This is a genomic window from Halalkalibacter hemicellulosilyticusJCM 9152, assembly GCF_000513115.1.
Taxonomy (GTDB): domain Bacteria; phylum Bacillota; class Bacilli; order Bacillales; family Bacillaceae_D; genus Halalkalibacter; species Halalkalibacter hemicellulosilyticus.
Window position 1 is genome coordinate 115,387 of the sequence record NZ_BAUU01000003.1, and the last position, 12,754, is coordinate 128,140.

12 protein-coding genes and 1 pseudogene are annotated in these 12,754 nt (G+C 37.8%); all 13 read left to right on the plus strand.

What is annotated here, in order from left to right; all coding sequences use genetic code 11:
* The first annotated feature begins 17 nt into the window (after positions 1-17).
* The 13 genes and pseudogenes from JCM9152_RS22540 to fliE all read left to right on the plus strand — a co-directional run bounded on the left by JCM9152_RS22540 (position 18) and on the right by fliE (position 12,730).
* Positions 18-176, plus strand: coding sequence for a hypothetical protein (locus tag JCM9152_RS22540; RefSeq protein ID WP_156314974.1), 159 nt, complete (start codon positions 18-20; stop codon positions 174-176).
* Positions 177-390: 214 nt separating this feature from the next.
* Positions 391-1,551 carry an ADP-forming succinate--CoA ligase subunit beta gene (gene sucC, locus JCM9152_RS02630; RefSeq protein WP_035340549.1) on the plus strand — a complete coding sequence of 387 codons (1,161 nt, stop codon included), beginning with the start codon at positions 391-393 and terminating at the stop codon, positions 1,549-1,551.
* An 18-nt stretch (positions 1,552-1,569) separates the two neighbouring features.
* Complete coding sequence (sucD, locus tag JCM9152_RS02635; protein WP_035340551.1) at positions 1,570-2,484, plus strand: succinate--CoA ligase subunit alpha; 915 nt, start codon at positions 1,570-1,572, stop codon at positions 2,482-2,484.
* 237 nt (positions 2,485-2,721) lie between these two features.
* Positions 2,722-3,606 (plus strand): DNA-processing protein DprA, encoded by an 885-nt coding sequence (gene dprA, locus JCM9152_RS02640; protein WP_035340552.1) that lies wholly within the window; start codon positions 2,722-2,724, stop codon positions 3,604-3,606.
* A 136-nt stretch (positions 3,607-3,742) separates the two neighbouring features.
* Positions 3,743-5,815, plus strand: a complete 2,073-nt coding sequence (gene topA / locus JCM9152_RS02645; RefSeq protein WP_035340555.1) for a type I DNA topoisomerase — start codon at positions 3,743-3,745, stop codon at positions 5,813-5,815.
* 114 nt (positions 5,816-5,929) lie between these two features.
* Positions 5,930-7,237: an FADH(2)-oxidizing methylenetetrahydrofolate--tRNA-(uracil(54)-C(5))-methyltransferase TrmFO gene (trmFO, locus tag JCM9152_RS02650; protein WP_035340557.1), complete on the plus strand. Its 1,308-nt coding sequence runs from the start codon at positions 5,930-5,932 to the stop codon at positions 7,235-7,237.
* A gap of 159 nt (positions 7,238-7,396) precedes the next feature.
* On the plus strand, positions 7,397-8,296 hold the full coding sequence (xerC, locus tag JCM9152_RS02655) for a tyrosine recombinase XerC (RefSeq protein ID WP_439644188.1): 900 nt from the start codon (positions 7,397-7,399) through the stop codon (positions 8,294-8,296).
* A gap of 24 nt (positions 8,297-8,320) precedes the next feature.
* On the plus strand, positions 8,321-8,863 hold the full coding sequence (gene hslV / locus JCM9152_RS02660; RefSeq protein WP_035340561.1) for an ATP-dependent protease subunit HslV: 543 nt from the start codon (positions 8,321-8,323) through the stop codon (positions 8,861-8,863).
* A gap of 19 nt (positions 8,864-8,882) precedes the next feature.
* On the plus strand, positions 8,883-10,271 hold the full coding sequence (gene hslU / locus JCM9152_RS02665; protein ID WP_035340563.1) for an ATP-dependent protease ATPase subunit HslU: 1,389 nt from the start codon (positions 8,883-8,885) through the stop codon (positions 10,269-10,271).
* 78 nt (positions 10,272-10,349) lie between these two features.
* Positions 10,350-11,129 carry a GTP-sensing pleiotropic transcriptional regulator CodY gene (gene codY / locus JCM9152_RS02670; RefSeq protein WP_035340566.1) on the plus strand — a complete coding sequence of 260 codons (780 nt, stop codon included), beginning with the start codon at positions 10,350-10,352 and terminating at the stop codon, positions 11,127-11,129.
* 426 nt (positions 11,130-11,555) lie between these two features.
* The gene (flgB, locus tag JCM9152_RS02675) at positions 11,556-11,957 is read left to right on the plus strand and encodes a flagellar basal body rod protein FlgB (protein WP_035340568.1); all 402 of its coding nucleotides are present in this window, start codon (positions 11,556-11,558) and stop codon (positions 11,955-11,957) included.
* A gap of 2 nt (positions 11,958-11,959) precedes the next feature.
* A complete protein-coding gene (flgC, locus tag JCM9152_RS02680) occupies positions 11,960-12,418 on the plus strand; it encodes a flagellar basal body rod protein FlgC (protein ID WP_035340570.1) in 459 nt (152 codons plus the stop codon).
* Positions 12,419-12,431: 13 nt separating this feature from the next.
* A pseudogene (gene fliE, locus JCM9152_RS02685) lies at positions 12,432-12,730 on the plus strand (flagellar hook-basal body complex protein FliE).
* The last annotated feature ends 24 nt before the right edge of the window (positions 12,731-12,754 follow it).

The following is a 12,754-nucleotide window of genomic DNA, read 5'->3' on the forward strand; positions in this document are numbered from 1 at the left end:
TCATTTGGAGGGAATGTATGAAAAACGAGGAAAAACAACAAGAATTTGGTCATGAACTTCATCCTCATAGCGTGCAAGAAATGGATGCGAAAGCTTTATTGTTTAAGAAAAAATCGAATAAGAGCCAAAAAGAAAAACAGCACGAGGAAGATTCGCCAATACGAAAGAAAACATGAATTTTGCGAGCATCGCGCATGCTCGTTCTTTTTTCATCGTTTGATAAAAATCGTTAATGAAAGACAGAATTCGCTGATTTTTTTAAATTCTTTTTTTTTGTAAGGGTTTTATCTCCCATAACAATCCAATCCATGATAAAATGGTAGAGGATTTCATACAAATCTTGAAGTGATGCTACGGCATACATGTAATTGATAGGAGGCTGGAGAGAGAATGAATATCCACGAGTATCAAGGGAAAGAGCTTCTACGTAAGTATGGTGTTGCTGTACCGAATGGAAAAGTAGCATTTTCTGTTGAAGAAGCAGTAGAGGCAGCGAAGGAATTAGGATCAAGTGTTTCAGTTGTGAAGGCGCAAATCCACGCAGGTGGTCGTGGAAAGGCGGGGGGCGTTAAAGTAGCGAAGAGCCTTGATGAAGTTCGTACATACGCTAACGAAATTTTAGGAAAAACGCTTGTTACTCATCAGACAGGTCCAGAAGGTAAAGAAGTAAAGCGCTTACTCGTTGAAGAAGGATGCGATATTAAAAATGAGTACTATGTAGGACTTGTGTTAGATCGTGCAACTTCACGAGTAGTAATGATGGCATCAGAAGAAGGTGGGACCGAAATTGAAGAAGTAGCTGAAGCAACTCCTGAGAAAATCTTTAAAGAAGTTGTCGATCCTGCTGTTGGCCTTCAAGGATTCCAAGCACGTCGATTAGCATTTAACATTAATATTCCAAAAGAGCTAGTTGGTCAAGCTGTTAAATTTATGATGGGTCTATACAAAGTATTTGTTGAAAAAGATTGTTCCATTGCTGAAATTAACCCACTTGTTACGACAGGCGATGGCAAAGTAATGGCTCTCGATGCGAAATTAAATTTTGATTCGAATGCTTTATACCGCCAAAAGGACATTGTTGATTACCGTGATCTTGAAGAAGAAGATGTAAAAGAAATCGAGGCTTCGAAATATGATTTAAGTTATATCTCTTTAGATGGTAATATCGGTTGTATGGTTAACGGTGCTGGATTAGCAATGGCGACGATGGATATAATTAAACACTATAATGGCGATCCTGCAAACTTCCTTGATGTAGGTGGTGGCGCGACAGCTGAAAAAGTAACAGAAGCGTTTAAAATTATCCTATCAGATGAAAACGTAAAGGGTATCTTCGTTAACATCTTTGGAGGTATTATGAAATGCGATATTATCGCAGAAGGTGTTATTGAGGCAACGAAGCAAGTTGGTTTAGATATTCCTTTAGTTGTTCGTTTGGAAGGTACAAACGTTGATCTAGGTAAGAAGATTTTAAACGAATCTGGTCTTAATATTACAGCAGCTGATTCAATGGCTGACGGCGCACAAAAAATCGTGTCATTAGTACAATAGAAAGGCGGGACGTGGAGAATGAGTATCCTCATTAATAAAGATACAAAGGTAATTGTTCAAGGTATTACAGGTGCAACTGGATTATTCCATACACAGCAAGCAGTAGAGTATGGTACAAATATCGTTGGTGGGGTGACGCCAGGTAAAGGCGGGACAGAGGTAGAAGGGATTCCTGTGTTTAATACAGTTGAAGAAGCAGTACAAGCAACAGGAGCAAACGCTACTGTCATTTATGTTCCACCGGCATTTGCAGCAGATGCGATTATGGAAGCAGCAGATGCTGAATTAGATTTAGCGATTTGTATTACAGAAGGGATTCCTGTGATGGATATGGTTAGTGTGAAACGTTACCTTGAAGGTAAGAAGACACGCCTAGTAGGCCCTAACTGCCCAGGAGTAATTACACCTGAAGAGTGTAAGATTGGTATTATGCCAGGTTACATTCACAAGAAGGGTCATGTGGGCGTAGTATCTCGTTCTGGTACGCTGACATATGAAGCCGTACATCAATTATCAACGAACGGAATTGGTCAATCGACCGCTGTAGGAATTGGGGGAGATCCAGTTAATGGAACGAACTTCATTGATGTGTTAGAACAATTTAATGAAGATCCTGATACGTATGCGGTTATTATGATTGGTGAAATCGGTGGTACAGCAGAAGAGGAAGCGGCTGAATGGGTGAAGGCAAACATGAAAAAGCCTGTAGTAGGCTTTATCGGTGGTCAAACAGCCCCTCCTGGAAAGCGTATGGGCCATGCTGGAGCGATTATTTCAGGTGGTAAAGGTACAGCATCTGAAAAGATTAAAACGCTTGAGAGTTGCGGTATAAAAGTTGCAGAAACGCCATCTGTAATGGGTGAGACGCTTATCTCTGTATTAAAAGCGAATGATTTATTAGAGAAATGTACGACTCATAAAGCAACTAAGTAAAGAGAAGAAAGAGGAATGAGGCTGGGACATAACGAATGTGTTTAGCTGAAAATCTGAACGTTGTGCGAATTTAGAGGGTGGAATATGAGTAGAATTCTGCGGGGAAGAGCAAAGGTGAGACCTCTTTTATTTGCATCGACATCTTATTTGTTCGGATTCTCACAAAATAAAACATTTATGTCTTTAGCCTCTTCTTTTACTTAATCTAATGACATGCATGGTGGAAAGGAGTTTGTTATGGATGATTGGCGTAATCGATTAATTCATCTACATAGTTGTCGAGGTGTAACGTGGAAATTACTTTATTATTTATTAAAAAAAGATCCTGATTTAAAGTTGATTTATACGTATACGCTCCCGCAGCTCCAAAAGACATTTCAATTAACAGATCAGCGTGCGAAAGCTCTTTATCATGATCTCCATGCGTATCCTCCTAATAACCTCATTCATCAGTATGAAAAGCAACAAATTATCCCGATCACGATTTTAGATTCTAATTATCCTCCGACATTAAAAACCATTCACGATCCCCCTTTTGTGCTTTATGTAAAAGGTAAAATAGACTATTTGTTCAATTCAAACTGTATAGCTGTTATTGGAACAAGGCGACCGAGTAACGAAGGTAGCAAAAAGGTTTATCATTTAGTAGGTCCACTAATTAAAGAAGATTGGACGATTGTTAGTGGCCTTGCTGAAGGGATCGATACATTGGCTCATAAGGCAGCTATTTTCTATAATGGAAAGACCATTTCGGTGTTAGGCTCAGGCTTTCATCATATTTACCCTAAGAAGAATGAAGCTCTATTTCTCGAAATGTCGAAAAAAAATTGTGTCATTTCTGAATATCCTCCCCATACCTCTGCGCGTAAGTGGCATTTCCCAGCTAGGAATCGCATTATTAGTGGACTATCTCAAGGAGTTATAGTTGTCGAAGCAAAAGAAAAAAGTGGCTCATTGATTACGGCAGATCAGGCGTTAGAGCAAGGTAGAGATGTTTTTGCTGTTCCAGGTTCTATTTTTTCGGACACATCTAAAGGTACAAATCGACTTATTCAAGAAGGCGCGAAATTGATCCTAAATAGTCATGATTTACTTGAAGAATTACCTCGTTTCCATGAATAATTTTGTCAAATTACCGTTATATTTCTACGTTATAAGCAAGAAATATTTCATTTTTTTTAGTAAGAAGTTTGACAAATGAAGAAAACCTGTTCCATAATAGGGAAGATTTTAATTATTCTTAGAGAGGGAGTCTTATATGGCCGATTATTTAGTAATCGTAGAATCTCCCGCAAAAGCAAAGACCATTGGGAAATATTTAGGGAAAAAATATATTGTCAAAGCATCAATGGGACATGTTAGAGACTTACCAAAAAGTCAAATGGGAGTTAATGTTGAACAGAATTACGAACCAAGATATATTACCATCAGAGGAAAAGGACCAGTATTAAAGGAATTAAAGACAGCTGCAAAGAAAGTAAAACGAATTTATTTAGCAGCTGACCCCGATCGAGAAGGGGAAGCAATCGCTTGGCATCTTGCTCATAGTCTGAACATGGATGAACATTCTGAATGTCGCGTTGTCTTTAACGAAATTACAAAGAATGCGATTAAGGAAGCATTCAAGACACCACGTCAAATTAATATGGATTTAGTTGATGCTCAGCAAGCGAGAAGAATTCTTGATCGGTTGGTTGGCTATAATATTAGTCCATTATTATGGAAGAAAGTGAAGAAAGGATTAAGTGCAGGTAGAGTTCAATCTGTTGCTGTTAAGATGATTATAGAGCGAGAGAAAGAAATCCAAAGCTTTAATCCTGAAGAATATTGGAACATTCAAGCTCAATTTTTACTTGGGAAAGAATCATTTGATGCTAAGTTTTATGGTTTAGACGGAAAGAAGAAAGAGCTAGGAAGCGAAGAGGATGTGCAGCACATTTTATCTAAGCTTAATTCCAATCGTTATAATGTGACATCTGTGAAGCGGAAGGAAAGAAAACGTAATCCAGTTAATCCGTTTACTACGTCATCCCTACAACAAGAAGCAGCTCGAAAGTTAAATTTTAGAGCGAAGAAAACGATGATGATTGCGCAACAGTTATATGAAGGTGTTGAAATAGGTAAAGAAGGCACAGTCGGTTTGATCACATACATGAGAACTGATTCAACGCGTATTTCTGAAACGGCTCAGCAAGAAGCCCGAACTTACATTATAGCAGCCTATGGAGAAGAGTACACACGTCAAGGTAAACGTGAAGTCAAATCAGATAAGAAAGCTCAGGATGCACACGAAGCCATACGACCTACATCAGTAGATAAAGACCCGAAAACAATAAAAAGCTACTTATCTAGAGATCAATATCGATTATATAAGCTTATATGGGAACGGATGGTAGCTAGTGAGATGGCACCAGCTGTGATGGATACGATGTCAGTTGATATCGAGCAAAATGGTGTGCTATTTCGAGCGACTGGTTCAAAAATCAAATTTCCAGGCTTTATGAAAGTGTATATTGAAGGTAATGACGATGGAAAAAAAGAAGAGGATCGATTTTTGCCCAATTTAGAAGAGGGGCAAACGGTTGAGAAGGATGAAATAGAACCGAGTCAACACTTTACACAACCTCCACCTCGTTACACCGAAGCAAGGCTTGTTAAAACGATGGAAGAGCTCGGAATTGGTCGTCCTTCTACATACGCACCTACACTAGATACAATCCAAAGGCGTGGATACGTTGCATTAGAAGATAAACGTTTTGTCCCAACAGAACTCGGAGAAATTGTACTTGAGTTAATTGTTGAATTTTTTCCGGAGATTTTGGACGTTGAGTTTACTGCTAAAATGGAAGGTGACTTAGATTCCATTGAAGAAGGTGCCAATGAATGGGTGAACATTATTGATGACTTCTACCGATCATTTGAAAAACGTTTAGCTGTTGCGGAAGAGGAAATGAAGGAAGTTGAAATTCGTGATGAGCCTGCTGGAGAAGATTGTGAAAAATGCGGGCATGAAATGGTTTATAAAATGGGACGTTATGGAAAATTTATGGCGTGTTCGAATTTTCCAGACTGTCGTAATACAAAAGCGATTGTCAAAGATATTGGCGTAAAGTGTCCGACCTGTAAGGAAGGAAATATCGTTGAGCGTCGAAGTAAAAAACGTCGTATTTTCTATGGATGTGACCGATACCCAGAATGCGAATTCATTTCATGGGATAAGCCAATTGCCAGACCTTGTCCGAAATGTAACAGTATGCTCGTTGAGAAGAAATCAAAAAAAGGTGTCCATGTAGAGTGTTCGTCGTGTGATTACCGTGAAGAAACGAATTAGTTTAAATAAAGTATGAGAAAGGGGCTAAGACAAGAATGGTATTCTTGTTGCTTGGCCCCTTGAACATGTTATAATGGCAACATTAGATTGTATCGTCATATTGGAGGAACGAAGATGTCACAACCGTACGTAAATGTTATTGGTGCTGGTCTTGCAGGAAGTGAAGCGACATGGCAGCTAGCAAAAAGAGGAATTCATGTTCATTTATATGAAATGCGACCTGTTAAACAAACACCAGCTCACCATACAGATAAATTTGCTGAATTAGTATGTAGTAATTCATTAAGAGGGAATTCATTAACAAATGCAGTAGGTGTTCTTAAGGAAGAAATGAGAACTCTTGATTCTGTTATTATACAATCTGCTGATCATGCTTCAGTCCCTGCAGGAGGTGCATTGGCAGTTGATCGGCACGAATTTGCTGGGATGGTCACGTCAAAGGTTAAAAACCATCCATTAGTTACCGTGTTTAATGAAGAAATAACGGAGCTTCCAGAAGGACCAACGATTGTTGCAACAGGTCCGCTTACTTCAGAAGCATTATCAAAGCAGCTTCGCAACTTAACTGGAGAAGAGTATTTATATTTTTATGATGCAGCGGCTCCTATTATCGAAACAGAATCAATTAATATGGATAAGGTTTATTTGAAATCAAGATATGATAAAGGCGAAGCAGCTTATTTAAATTGTCCAATGACTGAGGAAGAATTTGATCGTTTTTATGAAGCATTAACTACTGCCGAAACGGTTCCGCTTAAGGAATTTGAAAAAGAGATATTCTTTGAAGGTTGTATGCCAATTGAAGTGATGGCAAATCGTGGCCGTAAAACGATGCTATTTGGACCTATGAAACCAGTTGGACTAGAGGATCCGAAAACAGGAAAACGACCATTTGCGGTTGTCCAGCTAAGGCAAGATAACACATCTGGAACGTTATATAACATTGTTGGATTTCAAACACATTTAAAGTGGGGACCACAAAAAGATGTTATTCGACTTATCCCCGGGTTAGAGGAAGCAGAAATTGTTCGTTACGGAGTGATGCATCGAAATACGTTTATTAATTCACCAAATTTATTAAAGTCGACGTATCAGTATAAGCATAAAGAAGAACTATTTTTTGCTGGACAAATTACAGGTGTTGAAGGATACGTGGAATCTGCTGCAGCGGGGCTTATTGCAGGCATTAATGCGGCTAGGCTGTTAAAAGGGGAAGAGCTAGTTACCTTTCCTGAATGGACAGTGATTGGAAGTATGGCCCAGTATATTACAACGGCGAATCCGAAGAATTTTCAACCGATTAATGCTAATTTTGGTCTGTTACCTCCGTTGGAAAAGCGAATTAAAAATAAGAAGGAAAGATACGAACAATTAGCTGAAAGAGCATTAGATACAATTCAGAATTTTGTGAAAAAAGTGTAAATAAGATTGTCAGGGCTACTAAATCATGATAAAATTTAGTAGCTTTTTACTTGAAGTGGTGTTTTTAACCAATGTGCACTATCGACTAGATTGAAATAGTATTCGAAATGCTGATAAATGAAAATTCAATTTATGATGAAGGTGAAGGAGTGTCCTATGCTGCAAAAGTCGAATTGGATACAATTATTTATTCAGTACCTTCAAATGGAAAAAAATTGTTCAATCCATACGGTGCGAAATTATGAAGGTGATTTACTCCATTTTACTCATTTTATGGAGAAGTTAGGTGTAGTCTGCTATACAGATGTTCTTTCGGATCATGTAAAAAAGTATTTAACAGAGCTGTTTGAAAAAAAGTATGCGAGAAAAACGGTATCAAGAAAAATTTCAACCTTAAGAAGCTTCTACTCGTTTCATCAACGAGAAGAAAGGGTAAAGGATAATGTCTTTACGTTTATTCATTTACCTAAATCCGAACATAAATTACCTAACTTTTTGTATGAGGAAGAAATGAATCATTTATTTGAAGGGCTTTCAGGTCATCGTCCAATTGACCAACGTGACCGAGCACTTTTAGAATTATTATATGCGACGGGGATGCGTGTAAGTGAGTGTAGTCAGTTGCTCATAGAACATATAGACTTTTCAATTGGAACTGTTTATCTCATGGGGAAAGGTCAAAAAGAACGCTATGTTCCAATAGGCTCTTACGCTTTAGATTCTATATATACATATATTCACAATGGTCGAGCGCAATTATTTAAAAAGACGAAAGATTCGAATCAGCATCTTTTTTTGAACTACCGTGGTGGACGATTATCTGAACGAAGTATTCGAACGATTATGCAAAAGAGAATGGATCAAACTGCATTACAGAAGAAGTTACGTCCTCATGATATCCGCCATTCCTTTGCTACACACCTATTAAATAATGGAGCTGATTTAAGGGTTGTACAGGAATTATTAGGTCATGAGCATTTATCGACAACCCAAATTTATACCCATGTGACAAAAGAACGATTACGTGATGTGTATAAACAGCACCATCCAAGGGCATAAACGAATAAAGAAGGAGGAGAAGAAATGAGCGATTTTCATGCTACAACTATTTTTGCTATTCATCATAATGGAAAGTGTGCGATGGCTGGTGACGGACAAGTGACGTTTGGAAATGCTGTTGTGATGAAGCATACAGCAAAGAAAGTTAGAAAATTATTTCAAGGAAAGGTTATTGCTGGCTTTGCTGGTTCAGTTGCAGATGCTTTCACACTATTTGAAAAATTTGAAGGGAAGCTTGAAGAATATCATGGAAACCTTCAAAGAGCTGCGGTTGAGTTAGCGAAAGAATGGCGAAATGATAAGGTGCTTCGTCGACTTGAAGCTATGCTAATCGTTATGAATAAAGAAAGCCTATTGCTCGTTTCAGGGACAGGTGAGGTTATTGAGCCTGATGATGGGATTATTGCGATCGGTTCAGGTGGCAATTATGCCTTGTCCGCTGGTCGCGCATTAAAAAATCATGCTCCTGAACTAACTGCCTCTGATATCGCAAGGGCATCATTGGAGACTGCTGGAGAAATTTGTGTGTATACAAACTTACATATTACGTTAGAAGAATTACATTAAAACGATAGGAGTGAACAAATTGGAAGCTAATTTAACTCCACGACAAATTGTAGATCGGTTAAATGAATTTATTGTTGGTCAAGAACAAGCGAAGAAATCGGTCGCTATCGCTTTAAGAAACCGCTATCGTCGTAGTTTACTTGATGAGAAATTAAAAGACGAAGTTACACCTAAAAATATATTAATGATTGGTCCGACAGGTGTTGGTAAAACAGAAATTGCAAGAAGGCTTGCAAAACTAGTGGGTGCTCCATTTGTGAAAGTCGAAGCAACGAAATTTACAGAGGTCGGTTATGTTGGTCGTGACGTTGAATCTATGGTACGAGACTTGGTTGAGACTAGTGTTCGAATTGTCAAGAAGGAAAAGGTTGAAAAGGTGCGTTCACAAGCAGAAAAAATGGCTAATGATCGAATTGTCGAATTACTCGTACCAACCGGAAAAAAATCAACTTCTTATAAAAACCCTTTTGAAATGATTTTTGGACAGCAGAATGAAGAGAATGAAAGTGAACCTCAAGAAGTAGATTCACTAAAAGAAACTAAACGCAAAATGGCTCATAAGCTTGCATTAGGTGAATTAGAAGATCATTTGGTTACAATTGAAGTTGATGAACAATCACAGAATTTTATGGATATGTTCCAAGGGGCTGGCATGGAACAGATGGGAATGAATATGCAGGAGATGCTTGGAGGAATGCTACCTAAAAAACGTAAGAAGCGTCGCCTTCCCATTTCTGATGCTCGAAAAGTTCTTGTTGACGAAGAAGCCCAAAAGCTAATTGATCCTGATGAGGTGAATCAAGAAGCGATTACGAAAGCTGAGCAGTTAGGGATTATTTTCATTGATGAAATTGATAAAGTTGCAAGTAAGGGGCAGCAATCAGCTGATGTTTCGCGAGAAGGGGTTCAACGAGACATTTTACCGATAGTAGAGGGCTCAACGATTATGACAAAATATGGAGCGATTAAAACAGATCATATTTTATTTATCGGTGCAGGTGCTTTTCATATTGCCAAGCCATCTGACTTAATACCTGAACTTCAAGGGAGATTCCCTATCCGTGTAGAATTGTCTAATTTAACAGTCGATGACTTTGTCCGCATCTTAATTGAGCCTAATAACGCCTTATTAAAGCAATATAGTGCACTTCTAGAAACGGAAGGTATAAGAGTGGTCTTTTCAGACGATGCTGTTCATAAGATTGCGACAATTGCAACAGAGGTCAATCAAGATACTGAAAATATAGGTGCCAGAAGGCTGCACACATTACTTGAACGTTTGTTAGAGGACCTTTCCTTCGAAGCGCCAGATATCAATTTAGAAGAAATTGCTATTACTCCAGAGTATGTGGAAGAAAAACTGGCAACAATCGCAAAAAATCGCGATTTAAGTCGCTTTATCTTATAGCTAAGAATGTAATGGGATGGTTAAAGACTAAAATTGAAAAGAAACAGATTGGTCCTGTAGATAAGAGGAGGCAATGAAATGAATCTATTATCAAGAACACGAAAAATTAATGAAATGCTACAAAAGACAGTTGGTCAGCATGTTAACTTTAATGACATGGCTGAGACGTTATGTGACACGATTGCTGCTAACATATTTGTCGTTAGTCGAAGAGGGAAATTGCTAGGGTATGCGATTAAACAAGAAATTGAAAATGAACGAATGAAGAGAATGTTAGAAGAAAGACGTTTTCCTGAAGAGTATACAGAAGGTTTATTTAAAATTGATCATACGTCTGCTAACATCGGAATTGACAGTGAATTCACAGCATTTCCAGTTGAAAATAAAGATTTATTTAAAAATGGTTTAACGACAATTGTACCCATACAAGGAGGAGGTCAGCGACTCGGTACATTAATTCTCTCGAGATTAAATGACACGTTTAATGATGATGATTTAGTCTTAGCGGAGTATGGTGCAACCGTCGTTGGGATGGAAATCCTCCATGAAAAAACACAGGAAATTGAAGAAGAAGCTCGTAGCAAAGCAGTTGTCCAAATGGCGATTAGCTCCTTATCCTATAGTGAGCTTGAAGCTGTTGACCATATCTTTCACGAGTTAGATGGACGAGAAGGCTTACTCGTAGCAAGTAAGATTGCTGATCGCGTAGGAATAACGAGATCAGTCATTGTTAACGCATTAAGAAAGCTTGAAAGTGCTGGAGTAATTGAATCGCGTTCTTTAGGAATGAAAGGAACGTACATTAAAGTATTAAATGATAAATTTCTCATTGAATTAGAACGAGTGAATAGTAAGTAAGTGGAAAACCAACAGGTTGTAATAACTCTGTTGGTTTTTTTATGCTGAAAATATTTACCTAAAGTATACAAACAGGAAAAAAGTATGTTTTAATAACTAAAAAAATTTATGTAATTATTTCTATTTTGCCTTTGAATACAAAATAGAGCTTAATAGTAAAACAATTCTTATGATCCATTCTATCGTTGTACAATGGGTAGTTCGAATGAAAAATCGACATATTTTTAAAAAAATGTCGATTAAAATAGGTAAATCATGTAGAATTAAGACTAATGAACTATTCTTATATGATCCTTTCGTCGTGAAAAAGCATTTTGTGAAATATGGGTTAGACTTTTTGTTCTATATTTATTACAATTTTCATAGAACGTGTAGAAAAATGTATAAAAACGAACGCATAATTTGACAAAAAAGGGGTGTACCCGTATGAATCTCTTCGGAAGTTCTTCCTTTAGAGCGCTCGAAACAGGGTTAAATGGTGCGCAAGTTCGACAAAATGCTATCTCTCAAAATATCGCTAATGTCGACACGCCCAATTATAAAGCGAAGCAAGTGGAATTTAAGCATTTGTTAAATGATGCTGTAAATCAAGCTGGATTGAAAGCAAACAGAACACATGAACAACATTATGAATTTAAATCGGTGCGAAACTCAGGTCCAATCGTGACTGAAAATAGACAAACTGAATTTAATCATAATGGTAATAATGTTGATGTTGACCGTGAAATGTCTGAATTAGCTAAAAACCAAATCTATTACAATGCTTTAATTGATCGATTGAATGGAAGATTCCAAAGCCTTGAGTCTGTCATTAGAGGAGGCCGTTAATAATGACCATATTTCATGGATTTAATACTAGTGCATCAGCTCTGACGGCGAAACGATTACGTATGGATGTCGTTTCAGCAAATATAGCTAATGCCGATTCGACAAGAGCAAATATGGTGGATGGCCAATGGGAACCTTATCGGCGAAAAATGGTTGTTACATCACCAAATGAAACTTCATCTTTTTCTAATCAATTGAAAAGAGCGATGGGAAAGACAGAATCAACTGTTGGTCATGGAGTAAAAGTAGACCGAATCATTAATGATCAGACACCTTTTAAGCAAGTGTATAATCCAGATCATCCAGATGCGAATGAAGAAGGGTATGTACAAATGCCTAATGTCGATCCACTACGTGAAATGGTTGATTTAATGTCGACAACAAGATCGTATGAAGCCAATGTAACGGCATTAAATGGAACAAAGAACATGCTTTTAAAAGCACTTGAGATAGGTCGATAAGGAGTGAGTAACAATGGATGTTAGATTAACACCATTTGAAACAAGAGAGCTTTCGGGTATTAATCGCAATACATATACCCCTGGTGAAGCGCAGGAGTCATTTAAAAAAGCGTTAAATGAAGCGATCTCGGATGTCAATCAACTTCAAAAGGAATCACAGCATAAAACAGAGCTATTAGTAAAAGGTGAGATTGAGACTTACATGATGTAATGATCACTGGTCAAAAGGCTAGTGTTTCGTTGCAAGCGACGATAGAAGTAAGGAATAAAGTAATTGAAGCATATCAAGAGATTATGAGAATGCAAGTGTAATACTTGTGCCCAATAAAGGGGCGT